Source organism: Luteimonas sp. S4-F44 (assembly GCF_022637415.1).
Lineage (GTDB): Bacteria > Pseudomonadota > Gammaproteobacteria > Xanthomonadales > Xanthomonadaceae > Luteimonas.
In genome coordinates, this window is record NZ_CP093340.1 from 2,182,856 (window position 1) to 2,200,246 (window position 17,391).

General features: G+C 71.0%; 14 protein-coding genes and 1 tRNA gene. 3 read left to right on the plus strand and 12 right to left on the minus strand.

All coding sequences use genetic code 11. The features are described from left to right. Positions 1-5: 5 nt before the first annotated feature. Both cydC and cydD read right to left on the minus strand, forming a co-directional pair. Positions 6-1,688: a thiol reductant ABC exporter subunit CydC gene (cydC, locus tag MNO14_RS10020; protein WP_241943618.1), complete on the minus strand. Its 1,683-nt coding sequence runs from the start codon at positions 1,686-1,688 to the stop codon at positions 6-8. Continuing rightward, positions 1,685-3,403, minus strand: a complete 1,719-nt coding sequence (cydD, locus tag MNO14_RS10025) for a thiol reductant ABC exporter subunit CydD (RefSeq protein WP_241943619.1) — start codon at positions 3,401-3,403, stop codon at positions 1,685-1,687. Before cydD ends, cydC begins: the two co-directional genes overlap by 4 nt. Before the next feature lie 183 nt (positions 3,404-3,586). On the opposite strand from cydD, the gene MNO14_RS10030 reads away from it, so the two are divergent. The 3 genes from MNO14_RS10030 to MNO14_RS10040 all read left to right on the plus strand — a co-directional run bounded on the left by MNO14_RS10030 (position 3,587) and on the right by MNO14_RS10040 (position 6,920). Continuing rightward, positions 3,587-3,663, plus strand: a tRNA-Pro gene (locus MNO14_RS10030). 84 nt (positions 3,664-3,747) lie between these two features. Beyond that, positions 3,748-4,992: an MFS transporter gene (locus MNO14_RS10035; protein ID WP_241943620.1), complete on the plus strand. Its 1,245-nt coding sequence runs from the start codon at positions 3,748-3,750 to the stop codon at positions 4,990-4,992. Positions 4,993-5,237: 245 nt separating this feature from the next. Further along, positions 5,238-6,920, plus strand: a complete 1,683-nt coding sequence (locus MNO14_RS10040) for an AMP-binding protein (RefSeq protein ID WP_241943621.1) — start codon at positions 5,238-5,240, stop codon at positions 6,918-6,920. A gap of 21 nt (positions 6,921-6,941) precedes the next feature. On the opposite strand, the gene MNO14_RS10045 is transcribed toward MNO14_RS10040, so the two are convergent. The 10 genes from MNO14_RS10045 to MNO14_RS10090 form a co-directional block, all read right to left on the minus strand. Beyond that, positions 6,942-8,192 carry a glutamate-5-semialdehyde dehydrogenase gene (locus MNO14_RS10045; protein WP_241943622.1) on the minus strand — a complete coding sequence of 417 codons (1,251 nt, stop codon included), beginning with the start codon at positions 8,190-8,192 and terminating at the stop codon, positions 6,942-6,944. A gap of 72 nt (positions 8,193-8,264) precedes the next feature. After that, entirely contained in the window at positions 8,265-9,083 is an 819-nt protein-coding gene (locus tag MNO14_RS10050) for a hypothetical protein (protein WP_241943623.1), read from the minus strand. After that, a complete protein-coding gene (locus tag MNO14_RS10055) occupies positions 9,080-10,555 on the minus strand; it encodes a PA2928 family protein (protein WP_241943624.1) in 1,476 nt (491 codons plus the stop codon). The genes MNO14_RS10050 and MNO14_RS10055 overlap by 4 nt, the downstream gene beginning before the upstream one ends. Next, on the minus strand, positions 10,552-11,700 hold the full coding sequence (gene proB, locus MNO14_RS10060) for a glutamate 5-kinase (RefSeq protein ID WP_241943625.1): 1,149 nt from the start codon (positions 11,698-11,700) through the stop codon (positions 10,552-10,554). Before proB ends, MNO14_RS10055 begins: the two co-directional genes overlap by 4 nt. Positions 11,701-11,710: 10 nt before the next feature. Continuing rightward, complete coding sequence (locus MNO14_RS10065) at positions 11,711-11,977, minus strand: YciI family protein (protein ID WP_241943626.1); 267 nt, start codon at positions 11,975-11,977, stop codon at positions 11,711-11,713. Beyond that, a complete protein-coding gene (gene argH / locus MNO14_RS10070; protein WP_241943627.1) occupies positions 11,974-13,269 on the minus strand; it encodes an argininosuccinate lyase in 1,296 nt (431 codons plus the stop codon). Before argH ends, MNO14_RS10065 begins: the two co-directional genes overlap by 4 nt. 70 nt (positions 13,270-13,339) lie before the next feature. Beyond that, a complete protein-coding gene (gene argC, locus MNO14_RS10075; RefSeq protein ID WP_241943628.1) occupies positions 13,340-14,287 on the minus strand; it encodes an N-acetyl-gamma-glutamyl-phosphate reductase in 948 nt (315 codons plus the stop codon). 10 nt (positions 14,288-14,297) lie between these two features. After that, complete coding sequence (locus MNO14_RS10080) at positions 14,298-15,614, minus strand: acetylglutamate kinase (RefSeq protein ID WP_241943629.1); 1,317 nt, start codon at positions 15,612-15,614, stop codon at positions 14,298-14,300. A gap of 106 nt (positions 15,615-15,720) precedes the next feature. Then, positions 15,721-16,824 carry an acetylornithine deacetylase gene (locus tag MNO14_RS10085; RefSeq protein WP_241946315.1) on the minus strand — a complete coding sequence of 368 codons (1,104 nt, stop codon included), beginning with the start codon at positions 16,822-16,824 and terminating at the stop codon, positions 15,721-15,723. A 5-nt stretch (positions 16,825-16,829) separates the two neighbouring features. Beyond that, positions 16,830-17,282, minus strand: coding sequence for a GNAT family N-acetyltransferase (locus MNO14_RS10090; protein ID WP_241943630.1), 453 nt, complete (start codon positions 17,280-17,282; stop codon positions 16,830-16,832). Between the last annotated feature and the right edge of the window lie 109 nt (positions 17,283-17,391).

Sequence of the window (17,391 nt, forward strand, 5' to 3'; positions counted from 1 at the left end):
CCATTCTAGGGCGTGTCGGCCTGCAGGTGCCCGTCGCGCAGCCACAGATGGCGGTCCGCCAGCCCCGGCGGCACCGCGCCGTGGGTGATCAGCAGCAGGCTGCGGCCATCGAGCAGATCGGGCAGTTCGCGCAGCAGCGCATCGGCGGTGTCGTGGTCCAGGCCCTCGGTGGGCTCGTCGAGCACCACCAGCGCAGCATCGCGCAGCAGTGCCCGGGCCAGCGCCAGCCGCCGCGCCTGCCCGCCGGACATCGTGATCCCGGCCTCGCCGACCCAGGCATCGAGCCCGCCCAGCGCGCGCGTCCAGTCGGCCAGCCGCACCCGCGCCAGCATCGCCCACAGCTGCGCGTCATCGGCCTGCGGCGCGCCGAAGACCAGGTTGTCGCGCACGCTGCCGGCGAAGACCGGAGCGTTCTGCGGCAACCAGGCGATCCGCGCGAACCAGTCGCGCTGGCGCACTGTGCGCAGGTCGACGTCGCCAAACGACAGCACGCCTGCATCGGGCTCGGCACTGCGCAGCAACAGCGCGGCCAGCGTGGACTTGCCGCCGCCGCTGTCGCCGCCGATCGTCACGCGCTCGCCCGGCGCGATCGAAAGCGTCAGGCCACGCAGCACCGGCCGGTCCTGGCCCGGCCAAGCGAAGGTCACGTCGTCGAACCGCAGCGCGCCGGCCGCCGGCAAGGCCACCGGCGCCGCGGGATCGACCACCATCGGCTCGGTGCCGGCCACCGCGTCGAGCCGCGCGATCGACGCGCGCGCGGCCAGCAACGCCTGCCACGCCAGGCCCGCCCCGGCCCAGGCCTCGAACAACCCAATCGCGAGGAAGAACAGCGCCGCTGCATGTGCAGCTGGCAATGTCCCGTCCAGTGTCGGCACAGCGACGATCCACAGCGTGCCGACCAGGCCGATACCGGTCGCCAGGCCGTGCCACAGGCCGGCATCGGCCAGCTGCCGTCGGCGCACGCGCTCGGCAGCGCCCACGGCCTTCGCCTCGCGAGCGACCCGGTCCAGCCAGCCATCGGCCACGCCCAGCGCCGCCAGATCGGCATGGCCGTCGTAGAGCTCGTGCAGGCGGGCGCGTAGTTCGGCGCGGCGCCGGGCCCGCTCGGCCTCGGCGGCCGAGCGCCCGCGCGCGACCAGCCACGGCACCCCGAGCCCGGTGGCCAGCGCGACCAGCGCCAGCCAGGCCGCGGTCGGCGAGTGCAGCCAGGCGGCGACGCCAAAGCCCGCCGCGCCAAGCGCGAGCAGCGCCAGCAGCGGGCCGGTGGCGCGCAGCAGCAGACCGTCCACCGCGTCGATGTCGCCCAGCAGCCGCGCCAGCAGGTCGCCGGTGCGCAGCCGCCCCAACTGGCCGGGCGTGAGTCGCAGCGCGCGCGCGAAGAACCAGCTGCGCAGGTCGCGGGCGATGCGCAGCATCGCGTCATGGCCGGCGAGCTTTTCGACATAGCGCGACGCGATGCGCGCGAAGGTCAGCGCCCGGATCCCGGCCGACGGGGTGAAGAAGTTGAAGCTGCCGAGGGTGCCGAAGGTCAGCGCGCTCGCGGCAATGAAGCCGCCCGACAGCCCCAGCAGCGCGACGCCGGACACCAGGGTCAGCGCCAGCAGGCCGATCGCCGCGGCCACGCGCCCGCGATGTCGCCGCAGCAGCGTACGGGTGCTCGCGATGTCGCGATCGGAGACCGCGCTCATCGCGTCGGCTCCACGGCGGGTTCGACCGAGGCCACCAGCGGCCCCGGCAAGCGCCAGACCGCATCGGCCCAGTCCATCACCGCCTGGCTGTGGGTGGCGACGATGACCGTGCAGTCCCGCAGCGAGGCGCCGAGTGCGGCGAGCAGGTCGGCTTCGGTCGCAGGATCGAGAAACGCCGTCGGTTCGTCGAGGAGCAGCAGCTGCGGACGTAATAGCAACGCGCGTGCCAGCGCCACACGGCGCGCCTGCCCGCCCGACAGCCCGAAGCCGTGTTCGCCGATGGGCGTGTGCAGGCCGTCGGGCAGGCGCGCGGCGAAACGCGTGACCTGCGCGATCTGCGCCGCCTCGCGCACCGCGGCATCGTCGGCCTGCGGCGCGCCGATGCGCAGGTTGTCGAGCAGGCTGCCCTGAAACAGCCACGGCCGTTGCCCGGCCAAGGCGATCCGAGTACCGGCCGGCACCTGGATACTCCCGGACTCGGGCGGTAGCCAGCCGGCGAGCGCGTCGAGCAGCGTGCTCTTGCCGCCGCCGCTGGGCGCAACGATCGCCAGCCGCTGCCCGGCCGGGATGTCGCGCGAGGCGCCGGCCAGCGCCGGCACCGCGGCGCCGGGATGACGCAGCGTGACCGCCTCGATCCGCACCGCCGGCGCACCGGTCGCGATCGGCGCCGGGTCGTCCATCGGCGCCGCATCGAGCGCGGGGCGGCTGTCGTCGAACGCGGCCTCGACCTCGGCGACTGCGGCCAGCGCGTTCGCACGATCGTGGTAATGCCCGGCCAACCGGCGCATCGGCCCATGGAACTCCGGTGCCAGCAGCAGGCAGAACAGCCCGGTCGCCAGTGTTGGGGGCGCGTCGCGCAGCGCGATCAGCCCCAGGTAGCTGAAGCCGAAATACAGCGCCACCAGCGCGACGCTGACCGAGGCGAAGAACTCGAGCACGGTCGAGGACAGAAAGGCGATGCGCAGCACGCGCATGCTGCGCACACGGATCGTTTCGGCGGCCTCGCCGACCTGCGCCAGTTCGGCCTCGCCGCGGCCATAGACGCGGATCAGGTCGAGCCCACGCAAGCGGTCGGTGAACTGCGCACCGGCCCTGGCGAGCGCCGACAGCTGCGCGCGACCCGCGGCTTCGGCGCGCATGCCGATCAGCGCCATGAAGAACGGCGCCAACGGCGCGGCCGCCAACAGCAACAGACCGACGATCCAGTCGGCGGCGAACACCGCGGCCAGCAGCACCGGCGGCACCAGCATCACCTCGGCGCGCGCGATCAGATAGCCGCCGAAGTACGGCGCGGCGGCATCGACATGACCGGTCGACAGCGCGACCAACTCGCCGCTGCGCCGCCCACGCAGCCACACCGGGCCACGCACGATCGCCGCACGCGCCAGCCCCACGCGCATGCGCGTCAGCGTGTCCTCGACCGCATCGGCGGCCGCACGCTGCCCGAGCCATCCCAGCAGCGTGCGCGCCAGCAACGTGACCGCCAGCAGCGCGAGCGGCGCACGCAGCGCACCTGGCCCGCGCCCATCGATCAGCGCCGCGTCCAGCCCCCAGGCGATCGCCGCGGCCTGCGGCACCAGCAGCCAGCCGGCAAGCACCTGGCTGGCCTGGGCGACGCGGTGACGCGACCGGCTCGGCAGCAGTTGCGCATCGAGCCATTGCAGGCGAAGACGACGAGGACCGGCACGGTCCTTCCCTTGCGGCGGCGAGGTCATGAATCGGAAACATCCAGCAGCGGATGACGGCGACCCATTGTCGGTATCGCGTCGTGCCCGCTATTATCGCAGCCCGCCGCGCCGACGACGCGACCGCCCTCCGCCCGGAAGCCGATTGCCCCGTCGAACACGACCCCCTTGCCCTGATGACCGGTGCATCGGTAGAATGCGCGGCTCACCTGTCGGGGTGTAGCTCAGTCTGGTAGAGCGCTACGTTCGGGACGTAGAGGTCGCAGGTTCGAATCCTGTCTCCCCGACCAATCTGGTGATCCGAAACCGGCCGTCGCGCCGGTTTTCGTCTATTGAAGGCCGTGCCCGGTTCGCGGCATGCGATGCCGCCCGCCATGACCTCCACGCCCCACCCCGCCCGTCCACCGATCGCCCTGCGCACGGTGCGCCTGGTCGTGCTGCTGGGCATCGCGCTGTCGGCCTTCAACCTGCGCACCGCGGTGACCTCGCTCACCCCACTGCTCGACCTGCTCGGCACGCAGTTCGGTTTCGGCTCGGCCACCGCTGGCGTGCTCGGCATGCTGCCCACCGCGGCCTTCGCCCTGTTCGGCGTGACCACACCGATGCTCGCGCGCCGCGTCGGCATCGAGCGCACCGCCTTGCTGGCGATGCTGCTCGCCACCGCCGGCCTGGCGCTGCGCTCATGCGCCGGCGGCGTGGGCCTGCTGATGGCCGGGTCGATCGTCGCGCTGGCCGGCATGGGCATCGGCAACGTGGTGCTGCCGCCGCTGGTCAAACGCTACTTCCCCGATCGGGTCGGTGCGGTCTCCACGCTCTATATCACCGTATTGCAGTTGGGCACGATGTTGCCCGCGCTGCTTGCCGTTCCGCTGGCCGAGGCCGCCGGTTGGCGCGTGGCGCTCGGCGCCTGGACCTTGACCGCGCTGGCTGCGGCGCTGCCGTGGGTGGGCCTGTTGGCGATGGCGCGCCGACGCGGCAGCGGCGTGCGCGTCGACGGCCCGTCCACCGCCCTGCCCAGTACGCCCGCCAGCGGGGTACGCGGCCGGGCGTGGCGCTCGCCGGTCGCCTGGGGCATGGCGATGATGTTCGGCACCACCTCGCTGATCACCTACGCGATGTTCACCTGGCTGCCGACCCTGCTCAGCGAGGCCGGCGCCTCGCCCGCGTTCGGCGGCACGATGGTGGCGTTGTTCTCTGCGCTCGGCCTGGTCGGTGCGCTGGGCATGCCGGCGCTCGCGGTGCGGGTGCGCAATCCGTTCGCGATCGTGCTGCTGTGCGCCTGCTGCCATATCGCGGCGTTCTCAGGCCTGCTGTTGGCGCCGATGGCCGCGCCGGTGCTGTGGGTGGTGCTACTGGGGCTGGGCCCGTCGACGTTCCCGCTGGCGCTGACGCTGATCAATCTGCGCACACGCACGCCGGCCGGTTCGGCCGCACTGTCGGGCTTCATGCAGGGCGTGGGCTACACGCTCAGTTGCGCCGGCCCGCTGCTGTTCGGCGTGCTGCACGGCGCGACCGGCGGCTGGCGCTGGCCGTTCGCGATGCTCTACGCCTTCGTCGCCGTGCTGCTGGTCGGCGGCTGGCTGGCCTGCAAGCCGCGCGCGCTCGAGGACAGCTGGTAACGGTGACGCGCGCCCGGCGCCGCCCTGCCATCAGCAGGTCCCGCCGAACAGCTGGAAGAGAACCCCCAAAGCGCTCAACTGACAGCGTCCCGTGTCCAGCAAGGCGAATCGCAACCATCGGCGCTCGCGGACGGCGACGGATACCTGCCTTTGCGCATCGCGCCGGCCGTGCCGCAGCGGCGACGCCGTGAACTTCTCGAGCGAGCCTCGTATCCTGCGCACTCACAATAGCGCAGCCGATTGCCATGCACGACACGCCCAGCCACGTCACCGGCCCCACCGATTTCCCCCTGCTCGAGGAGACCGTCGGCGCGATGCTCGCGCGCGTGGCGGCCCGGTACCCCGATCGCGAGGCGCTGGTCGTCCCGTCGCAATCGGTGCGGCTGCGCTACCGTGCATTCGATGCCGCGGTCACACGGCTGGCCGCCGGCCTGCTCGCGCTGGGGCTTGAACCAGGCGATCGCATCGGTATCTGGTCGCTCAACCGCGCCGAATGGGTGCTGATGCAGTTCGCGTCCGCGCGTGCCGGCCTGGTGCTGGTCAACATCAATCCCGCGTATCGCACCCACGAACTCGAGTACGCACTGACCCGGGTCGGCTGCCGCGCGCTGGTGCTGGCGCGCGCCTTCAAGACCTCCGACTACCTTGGCCTGCTGCGCGAGCTCGCACCCGAGCTTGACAGCGCGGCACCCGGCGCGCTGCATGCCGCCCGCTTGCCCGAGCTGCGGCATGTGTTGGTACTGGGTGACGGCGACGACGTGCCCGGCACGCTGCGCTTCGACGCCGTCGCCGCCTGCGACGACAGCGATGCGCACGCGCGGTTGGCGGCACTGCAGGACCAGCTGGCCCCGGACGATGCCATCAACATCCAGTTCACGTCCGGCACCACCGGTGCGCCGAAGGGCGCAACGCTGAGCCACCGCAACATCGTCAACAATGGCTGGTTCGTCGGCGAAGCAATGCGCCTGACCGCGACCGACCGACTGTGCATCCCGGTGCCGTTCTACCACTGCTTCGGCATGGTGCTGGGCAACCTGGCCTGCGTGACCCACGGGGCGTGCATGGTCGTGCCCGGCGAGGGCTTCGACCCGCTGACGACCCTGCAGACGGTCGAGCGCGAGCGCTGCACCGGCCTGCACGGCGTGCCGACGATGTTCATCGCCGAACTCGACCATCCACGCTTCGGCGAGTTCGACCTGTCGTCGCTGCGCACCGGGATCATGGCCGGCTCGCCCTGCCCGGTCGAGGTCATGAAGAAGGTCGTCGAGCGCATGCACATGACCGAGGTCACCATCGCCTACGGCATGACCGAGACCAGCCCGGTGAGCTTCCAGACCACGCCCGACGACCCGCTCGACCGGCGGGTCGATTCGGTCGGCCGGGTGCATCCGCATGTCGAGGTACGCATCGTCGACAAGGACGGCGCGGTGGTGCCGCGCGGGGAAACCGGCGAACTGCAGACCCGCGGTTATTCGGTTATGCGCGGCTACTGGGGCGAGCCGGCGCGCACCGCCGAGGTGCTCGACGCCGATGGCTGGATGCACACCGGCGACCTGGCCACGCTCGATGCCGACGGCTACTGCCGCATCGTTGGCCGGCTCAAGGACATGCTCATCCGCGGCGGCGAGAACATCTACCCGCGCGAGATCGAGGAATTCCTGCACACCCACCCGGCCGTGGCCGACGTCCAGGTGTTCGGCGTGCCCGACGCGCGCTTCGGCGAAGAGATCTGCGCGTGGATCCGCCTGGCCGACGGCGCCACCTCCACCGCGGATGAGATCCGCGCGTTCTGCCGCGGCCGCATCGCGCACTACAAGATTCCGCGCTACATCGACTTCGTCGACGGCTTCCCGATGACGATCACCGGCAAGGTGCAGAAGTACCGGATGCGCGAGATCGCCGCAGGCCAGCGCGCCACGTCGGACTGACTCCGCGCGCCGCGCTGTCCGCTACGGGCGCCGCACCTGCCCTGCGCCCTCGACCACGAAGCGCTCGATGGTCAGCGCCTCCAGGCCCATCGGTCCGTAGGCGTGCAGGCGCGTGGTCGAGATGCCGATCTCCGCGCCCAGGCCCAGCTCGCCGCCGTCGCTGAAGCGCGACGACGCATTGACCATCACCACCGCAGCACGCAGCGCGGCGACGAAGCGGGCGGCGTTGGCGTCATCGCGCGTGGCGATGACCTCGGTGTGGTCGGAACCGAAGCGTTGGATGTGCGCGAGGGCGTCGTCGAGCGAGTCGACCACGCGTGCGGCGATGATCAGGTCGAGAAACTCGGCGGCGTAGTCGTCCTCGCTCGCCTCCATGACATCGCCGGCCAGGGCGCGGATGCGTGCATCGCCGCGGACCTCGACGCCAGCCGCCTGCAGTGCCTGTACCGCGCGCGGCACGAACGTCGCAGCGATGTCGGCATGCACCAGCAAAGTCTCGAGCGCATTGCAGGCGCTGGGGCGGCTGGTCTTGCCGTCGATCAGCAGCCGCAATGCGACCTCGGGGTCGGCGCTGGCATCGACGAACAGATGGCACACGCCCTTGTAGTGTTTGATTACCGGCACCCGCGCGTGCTCGGCGACGAAGCGGATCAGCCCTTCGCCGCCGCGCGGGATGGCCAGATCGACGACGTCCACGAGCTGCAGCAGCGCAAGCATCGTCTCGCGTCGCAGGTCGGTCACCAGGGTCAACGCATCGGGACCGACGCCGTGCGCGGCGATCGCCTCGCGTAGCGCGGTGGCGATCGCGGTGTTGGAATGGATCGCCTCGCTGCCGCCGCGCAGGATCACGCCGTTGCCGGCCTTGATGCACAGCGCCGCGGCATCGGCGGTGACGTTCGGGCGCGCCTCGTAGATCATCGCGATCACGCCCAGCGGCACGCGCACCTTGCGCACGTGCAGGCCATTGGGGCGCACATCGTCACGGGTCACCTGCCCGACCGGATCGGGCAGCGCGGCGACCTCGCGGACCGCGGCCGACACGCCCGCCAGCCGCGCCGCGTCCAGGCGCAGCCGATCGAGCAACGCGCCGGTGGTGCCGCGCGCCTGGGCGGCGGCGACGTCCCGCGCATTGGCCGCGAGGATCGCCTCGGCATGCGCGTCGAGCGCATCGGCCATCGCGCGCAGCAGTGCATCGCGCGCGGCGGTGCGCAGGCCCGCCAAGGAACGGGCGGCATCGCGGCACGCCAGGGCCTGATCGCGGAGAGACTGCATGCCGGCTCCTGTGCCGAGGAAACAGGGCGTCACCGTAGCACCGCGACGGCGCCCGTGGGATGTGCGGCGCCCCTAGTCCAGCGTCGGCAAAGCGATCCGCGTCGGCTGCGCGGGCAGATACAGCAGCTCGAGCGTCCGCGCGCTCTCCACGCGCGCCAGCCGCAGCGGCGCGATCGCACGCTTGGCGACCACCGTGTGGGTGACGCCCGCACGGTCGACGAAGCGCAGGTGCAGGGCGATCACCGGCGCGTCGTTGATCACCGTGCCGGTGTGCTCGGCCGACAGCACCTCGGCCACCGCCGGCACGCCGCCGTAGCGCAGCTCGGCCGGCACGGTCGCCACATGGCGCCGCAGCACCCGGGCGACGAACACCAGCACCGCCACCAGCAACAGCACCGCGATGGCCAGCCCGAACTCGGCCTGACCATGCCCGAACATCTCCGACCACTCGCCGCCGGCCTGGTAATGGCGCAGCCGCAGGCGCCAGGCGCACAGGGCAGCGATGCCCAGCGGCAGCAGCGGCAAGGCCCAGACCCAGCGGGCCGGGCGCGAACGCCCGCCTTCGATGACCAGTTGCGGCGCGCGACGCGGGTCCGGCGCCAGCCGCACCGACAGGTGCGCACCGGGCGCGAACCGGCGCAGCTGCGGCCGGGTGTCGACCAGCGTCACCGCCTCCTGGATCCGATGGCCGCCCAGGTTGTCGAACGCCAAGGTCACCGTGGTCTCCGCGCCCGGCCCCGCGGTCGCCGCCAGCACCTCGGCCTCGCGACGCACGCCAGCGGTGGCGATCCGGCGCACGCGTCGCCAGTGTCGCAGCGGCCACACGGCAGCCCACACCGACGCCAGCACCACCAGCGCCATCGCCGCGAGCACCAACCCCAGTTCGATCATCGCGTCGCCTCCGGCGCCAGCGGCTGCGTGTCGCGTGTCCGCGCCAGGTAGCGCCAGCCGGTGCCGCGGCCCGGGTCCACCCGCAACAGCACATCCGAACGCGCATCGTCGCTGCGACCAGCGGCCAGCAGGGCGCCGTCGCGCGTGCGCCAGATCGCATCGAGCCGCTCCACGCCCAGCGCCAGCGTCCAGCTCACGACACCGTCCTCGCCGACCGCGCTGAGCAGTTGCGGCGCACCGCGCGCCGCGTCGCGGGCGTGCAGGACCAGACGATCGTGCCTAGCACCGACCGTCCACAGCGCATCGTCGGCCGCGAGCGGGGCACGCCGCAGCAGGCCACGCATTGCCCTGATATAAGCATTGCGCGCATCGCGCGCCTGCCGCGCACGCGCATCGGCCTGCTGCCGCTGCTCGCGGTAGGCCGCCATCGCGCGTCGGTAGTCCGCTTGCTCGTCGTGGAACCGGCGCAGCGCCGCCGGGAGCTGCGCGCGGTAACGCGCCCGTGCCTGCCGATAGGCGGCCTCGCTGGGGAAATCGGACGGCTCGCGCCCGAAATGCGGCATGCGCGGCGACTCGGGCGTCGGCACTTCGTCCTCGGCACCGACCTGCGAGAGCACCGTCTCGACGTCCAATGGCGCCCGCGCCGGGTCGCGCAGAAACACGCCGCGGATGAACACCGCCTCGCCCACAGGCGCAACACGGTTGGCCTCGGGCGATCGCCAATCCAGCCGCCCACGCAGCCATTGGCGGCGCGCATCGAGCATGTCGTCGCCGCTGCGCTCGCGCCCAGCGGCCAGCGCCTGCGCCTCGGCGGGTGCCGCCAGCAGCGTCCAGAGGCCGTCGGCGTCGACCGCGGCCGAGGCCAATGCCAATGCAGGCGCGGACGTGCTCGGCTGGGCCTCGTCGAACAGCGTCGCCGGATCGATCTCGTCTGCCGCCGTCGTCGCCAGCGTGTCGCCGTCGACGCGCCAGGCGCGGCCCTGCCCGTCGACGATCGCCAACTGTCCGGCCTGCACGTCGTAGTGCGCGCGTTGCACCGGCGAGGCCAGTGGGCCGTCCGGCGTCACCCGGCGGCCATCGGTCCGATCGAAGGCGTAAACCGCGTTGCGCCATGCGAATAGGTTGCGCTGCGATGCACCGAGCAATGTGCCGCGGCCCCAGTCGCGACCCTGCGCATCCTCGGCGTCCAGGCGACGGCTCCACAGCAGCCGGCCGTCGCGCATGTCGACGACTTGCGCGTACTGGCGCGAGCGGCTGCGCACGAGGCCGTTCTCGACCGCCTGTGCACGGGTGTCTTCGAGCACGAACGCCATCTGCGGTGCCTCGGTATCGTCGAGCAGCAGCGGGCCGGACTGGATCCGACTGTCGGCATGGCGCGACAGCATCCAGGCGATCAACAGCGGGATGCCGACGACCATCGCCAGGCCCAGGCCCACCGCCAGCACGGCCTTGCCCCGCTGGGCGCCGGTCATGTCAGCACCAGATCGTCGCGGTGGACGATGTTGCCGCCGTAGCTGTAGCCGAGCACCGACTCGATGTCGCGCGTGTGACGGCGCAACAGGCGCCGGATGTCGTCGGCCGAGTACTGGCTGACACCGCGCGCGATCGCGTCCTGGCCACCGCCATCGCGCGACACGATCTCGACCAGGTCGCCGCGGCGGAATGTCCCTTCGACCGCGACCACGCCACCGGGCAGCAGCGACGCCCCCTTCTCCACCAGCGCGTGGGCGGCGCCGGCGTCGACGACCAGTGCGCCAGGCTCGGCCGGCGCGTTGCGCAGCCAGTGCTTGCGCGCCGCCAGCCGCGTGCGCAGCGCATGGATGCGTGTCCCGGTCAGCCGGTCGTGGGCCAACGCCTCGAGCACATCGGCGCGACGGCCGTTGAACAGCACGGTCGCGATGCCGGCCGAGGCCGCGCGCTGGGCGGCTTCGAGCTTGGTGCGCATGCCGCCGGTGCCGACACTGCTGCCCGCACCGCCGGCGACCGCGAGCAGCGAGCCGCTCATCTGGGCGACCACCGGCATCGGCCGGGCAAACGGCTCCACCCGCGGGTCAGCGTCGTAGAGGCCATCGATATCGGTGGCGATGAACAACACGTCGGCATCGACCAGCGCGGCGACGATCGCAGCGAGGTTGTCGTTGTCGCCCAGCTTGAGTTCGTCCACCGACACGGTGTCGTTCTCGTTGACCACCGGCAATGCTCGGTGGCGCAGCAGCGCCTGCAACGTGGCGCGCGCATTGAGATAACGGCGACGATTGCGCAGGTCGTCGTGGGTCAGCAGCACCTGGGCGACGGGGCGCTCGAAGAAGCCCTGCCAGAACCCGGTCAGCCGGGCCTGGCCGAGCGCGGCCAACGCCTGGCGTTCGGCCATCGGTGCGCCCGGTTCACCGCCGGCCTGCAGGATCGCGCGGCCGGCGGCCACTGCCCCCGACGAGACCAGCACGACCTCGCGCCCGGCGGCATGCACGGCGCGCACGAAACCGGCGAGCGCGGCGGCGTACTGCGGCGACAGCCCGCCGCCATCGGCGGCCAGCAGACTGCTGCCCACCTTGAGCACCGCGCGGCGCCACGGCGGCAGCGCCTGCTCGGGAAAGGCCTCGGTGCGGGGAGCGGGCATGGGGCGCGGCTCAGCGTGTGTGCCATTCACGGACGACGAGATCGCTCGTGCGCTGCAGTGCGAGCGGATCGGCCGCGACGATGGCCTGGACATCCTCGAGCGAGGCGACATTGCGCAACACGTAAGCCCCACCGCTGCCGTCGCCGAAGCCGCCGGTCATCTCCAGCAGGCCGCGGGCGCGCAGGTCGTCGAGGAACGCCAGATGCGGCGCGATGACCGAGGGGTCGAAGTCGGGCCGCCGCATCGCCAGCACCAGGTAGCGCGTCGTCGTGCTCATGCGAGCGCCTCCCAGCGCGCGCGCAGACTGTCGAGCCGCAGATCGGCGGCGCCGCCCGGCGAAGTCCGTGCGGCCAGGCTGTCCTCGGGGGTGCGGCCCTGACCGGCGGTGTCGGCGCTGGCCGCAGCCGCTTGGTAGGCCTCGCGGAACGGCACGCCGGCGATCGCCGCCTCGACCGCAACATCGGTCGCGTACATGCCCGAATCGACCGCCGCGCGCAGCCGGTCTTCGCGCCACTCCAGATTCGCCAGCAAGGCCGGCAGCAGTTCCAGTGCCGCCAGGCCGCGACCGAACCCGTGGAAGATCGCGCCCTTGGAGCTCTGCAGGTCACGGTGGTAACCCGACGGCAGCGACAGCAGTTGTTCGATCTCGGTGCGCGCCGCCGCAACACTGGCATGCGTAGCGCGCATCAGCTCGACGACATCTGGATTGCGCTTGTTGGGCATGATCGAGCTGCCGGTGGTGTACTGCGCCGGCAGCGCGACGAAGCCGTATTCGGCGCTGGTGAACAGCGACAGGTCCCAGGCCAGGCGACGCAGGTCGAGCGTAGCGCTGCCCAGGGCTTCGAGCGCGGCGAGTTCGAACTTGCCGCGCGAGAGCTGCGCGTAGACCGGCGAGACCTGCAGCCGCGCAAAACCCAACGCGGCGGTCGTGTGATCCCGGTCAAGTGCCAGGTTGACGCCATAACCGGCCGCGGTGCCCAACGGATTGCAGTCGATCAGCGCCAGGGTGTCGGCCGCACGCACCGCATCGTCGATGAAGGCCTCCGCCCAGCCCGACCACCACATGCCGCCCGAGGACAGCACGGCGCGCTGGATGTGGGTGTAGCCGGGAATCGGCAGGTCGCGTTCGGCCTCGGCACGATCCAGCGCGATCTTCGCGACCTCGCGCGACAGCGCGGCCAGACGCGTCAGCTTGTCCTTGAGCCACAGACGGGTGGCGACCAGCACCTGGTCGTTGCGGCTGCGACCGGTGTGGATGCGCCGGCCGGCATCGCCCAGGCGCTCGGTCAGCCGCGACTCGATCGCCGAATGGCCGTCCTCGAAACGGTCATCGAGCACGAACACACCGCTGCGGAAGTCCTCAGCCAGCGTCGCCAGCTCGCGCTCCAGGCCGGCGAGTTCGTCGGCCGACAGGATGCCCACCCGCTGCAGGCCTTGTGCATGTGCGGCGCTGGCGGCGATGTCGTGCAGGAAAAACTCGCGGTCGAGGATCACGTCGTCGCCGGCCAGGAACGCCTGGATCTGGGTGTCGACGGCGACGCCGGGCTTCTGCCAGAGGAGATTGCTCATCGTAGTGCGTCTCGGAATGGACTTGTGAATCCCCGCACAGGCAGGTGCGGGCTTTTGCGAGGGATTCGCATCAATGAATTGCGGTCAGCTCATCGAATCCCAGCGCGCGGTTGAGATTCTGCATCGCCTGGGTCGCCGCGCCTTTGAGCAGATTGTCGAGCGTGGCGACCACGACCACGCGGCCATTGCCCTGGGCCATCGCGAAGCCACCGACCTGGGCACCGTGCTGGCCGGCGATGCGGCTCACCCACGGCGCCTCATCGACCACCTCGACCAGCGGCTCGCCCGCGTAGCGGGCCTCGAAACGCGCCTTGACCGCATCGCGCGACATCGGTGCGCGCAGCCACAGGTTCACGGTCATCGTGATGCCGCGGAAATGCGGTGCCACGTGCGGCATGAACTCGACCGGCACACCAAGCCGGGCGGAGACCTCGCGCTCGTGCACATGGCCGGTCAGTGCATAGGGCATCAGATTGTCGGCCAGCAGCGCGACATTGTTCTTGTCCGACGGCGTGGTGCCCGCGCCCGAGTAGCCGGACACGCCGAAACACTGCGGGGGGCCGGCGAGCTGATCGAGCAGCGGCGCGATCGCCAACTGCATCGCGGTGGCATAACAGCCGGGATTGCTGATGCGCCGTTGGCCGGCGTAGGTGTCGCGGGTCAGCTCCGGCAGGCCGTAGTACCAGGCCGGGTCGAAGCGGTAGTCGGCCGACAGGTCGACGATCACCGTCTCGGGCCGGGCCGCGTCGAGCGCGGCGACGAACGGCGCTGCCTTGCCGTTGGGCAGCGCCAGGATCACCGCATCGGCGCCCTTGGCCGCCACCGCGTCGGCATCGAGATTCTCGAAGCGCAGCGCACCCTGCCAGGCGTCGTTGTGGTCGGCCACGCGCTGGCCGTCGAGCTCGCGCGAGGACACGAACAGCAGTTCGAGCCCCGGATGCGCGGCGACGAGGCGGATCAGCTCGCTGCCGGTGTGGCCGCGCGCGCCGACGATACCGATGGTCTTCTTGTCCTTCATGTTGGAGTCCTCAGCCCGCCAGCGTGGCGGCGCGTGTTGCGCAATGGGCCACGCAGCGCTGGATCTGCTCGAAGCCGTCGAGGCCGTACCAGAACACCTTCCACTTCTCCTGCTTGATGCAGCCGTCGGACTCGGCGTAGTAGAAGATGTTGACCGGATTGTGGTGACGCGAACGCCAGAACAGCTGCGGCGTCTCCTCGCGCATCACCTGCCAGACCGCGCGCCCCAGGCCTTCGCCCTGGGCGTCGTCGAGCACGGCGAACTTGTCGAGATAGGTACTGCCCTCGGCGGCGCTCAGCACGACCGCGGCCCGGTAGTTCTCGCTGACGTAGGCGCGCAGCAGCGGCGTACGTTCGAAGTAATCGTCGGCCAGTGTGCGTCCGAAGCTCGACTCGATCAACGTGCGCAGCCGTGGCAGGTCGAGCGCGTCCCAGGAGGTGACGCGCAGCACGCGCTCGCCGCGCCGCACCAGCGTACCCGAGCCCTTGTGCGTGAACAGTTCCTTGGCCAGATCCGCAGGCCGGGTGATCGATACCGACGAGGCCAGCGGCAACCCTTCGAGCAGGTCCTTGATCTGCTCGATCTTGACCTTCATGCCGCCGTGCAGCCAAGGCTGCCGGATCAGGTGGTCGTACTCGGTCGACAGGTTGATCGAGTCGATGACCTTGCCGCTCTCATCGAGCAGACCGCCGGTGCCGGTCAGGAAGATGATCTTGTAAGGCTGCAGCGTGCGCACGAGTTCGTTGGCGGCGAAGTCGGCGTTGACGTTGAGGATCTGGCCCGAGGCGGTTTCGCCCAGGCTCGTGATCACCGGGATCGAACCGGCCTGCAGGCTGGCCTCGATCGGCGCCAGATTGACGCGCTCCACCTCGCCCACCAGGCCGTAGGTTTCGCGATCGAGGTAATGCGCCTCGAACACGCCGCCGGTGATCGAGGTCGCCCGCGCCCCGTTCTTCTGCAGCGCCTCGACCAGGCGCAGGTTCGCGGCCTGGAACACCCGGCGCACGATCGCCAGCGCTTCGGGCGTGGTCACGCGCAGGCCGTCGACGGTCGTCTTCTCGATCCCGGCCGCCGACAGTTCGGCGTCCAGCTGCGGGCCGGCGCCATGCAGCACGATCGGGGTCAAGCCGACCTCCTGCAGGAACGACAGCGACGAGGTCAGGTCGTCGAGTTCGTCGCGCAGCACCGCGCCGCCGACCTTGACCACGGCGAAGCGCTTGGCATCGAGCTGCGAGAAGCGCTTGAGGTACTGGCTGATCTCTTTCGCGCTGGCCATGCTCGAGAGCAGGCGCACGATGGTCTGGCGGGTCTGTTGGTGTGCGTGCATGGGTCTGGGCTTATGCTGTGCCGCGCACCGGGCGCGGACGGGAAGGAGGACGATCGGCCGCTGCGTCAGGTCGCGGCGGCGCGACGGTGCGGATCGGGTGACGCACTCATGTGCGCGAACCGCCGTCGATGACCCGGTACACCGCATCGGCGTAACGCTGCAGCTGGTCGAGGGTCACGAACTCGTCGGCGGTATGTGCCTGGGCGATGTCGCCCGGCCCGTACACCAACGCAGTATGACCGGCGGCCGAGAACAACGAGGCCTCGGTCCAGAAGTCCACCGCATTGCCGATCGGCAGGTCGAACGCATCGGCGATGTCGCGCGCGGCGAGCCGCCGCTCTTCGGCGCGGGCGACATCGCCGGACGGCAGGCTCGGCCCACGGAAGGTCTCCTCGAAATGCGCGGCCGCAGGCTCGGCAAAGCCGGCGAAGGTCGCCAGCAGCCCATCGACGTCCATCGACGGCAGCGGCCGGAATCCGAAGCGCAATTCGGCCTCGGGCGCGATCATGTTGGCCTTGATGCCGCCGTCGATCCGTCCGATGTTGAAGCGCAGACCGGTCAGCCCGCCGAAACGCTCGGCGTCGAGCGAGGCGACGTAGTCGAGCGCGCGATCGCCCCAGCGTACCGCCTGGTGCAGCGCGCTCGCGGCCGGGTCCTGGCGTCCGGAGGCGTGCCCGGCACGGCCGGCGAAGCGCATCAGCACCGAGCTGATACCGCGATGCGCCAGCACCGCCTCGCACTGCGTCGGCTCGGCGACCAGCACCGCGTCGAACGTCAGCCCACGCGCCAGGAACGCGGCGATACAACGCGGATCGTTGGCTTCTTCGTCGGACGAGAACAGGAAAGCCGCATCGCCGTCGCAGGCGTTGGCCGCAGCAATCAACGCCGCGGCCGCGCCCTTGATGTCGCAGACGCCCAGCCCGACCACGCGGTCGTCCAGGCGCCGCATCGTATGCGGATCGGCCGACCAGGCCGGCGAGTCGGGCACGGTATCCAGATGCACGTTGAACAGAACCTTCGGCGCGCCGCGCACCGCGTACAGGCTGACCGCACCCGCGCCGTGGTCGACCACCTCGACTGCGAAACTGGGCAGCTGCGCACGGATGTAGTCGAAAATGCCATCGGCGCCGATCGCGCGCGGCGGGTTGCGGGTGTCGAAGGCCACCAGCGCCTGCAGGTGATCGAGCGTGGAGGTGAGCAGATCGGTCATGGTCATCAGGCCACCGTGGTGGGGCTGCGATAGAGGTCGGGATGGGCGATTTCCATCAGCGTCTGCGGCCGTGCCGGCGCGGCGAAGCCGTACCGGGCGTACAGCGCATGCGCATCGGACGTGGCGAGCATGAAGCGGCGCAGGCCCTGCAGCTGCGGATGGGCCATGATCGCCGCCACCAGCTGCTTGCCGTAGCCGCGACCGCGATGCGCGTCGAGCACAAACACGTCGGCCAGGTAAGCGAAGGTCGCGCCGTCGGTGATCACCCGTGCGAACGCCACCTGCGATGCCCCCTCGACATAGCCACCGAAGCACAGCGAACCGGCGATCGCCCGCCGCACCGTCTCCAGCGGGATGCCGGGGGACCAATAGGCCTGCTCGCTGAGGAAGCGATGGATCAGCGTCAGATCCAGTTCCTGCTTGTCGGTGCTGATGCGCAGTGCGTGCATGAGGTCCATCACGACATTTCCATCTCCCATCGGGAGACGGTGCCCACGAAGGGGCGGATGAGGGGCGCCTCACGACACGTCGAGAAGCGCCTGGGTCGGTTCCGAAGGCTTACTGCAG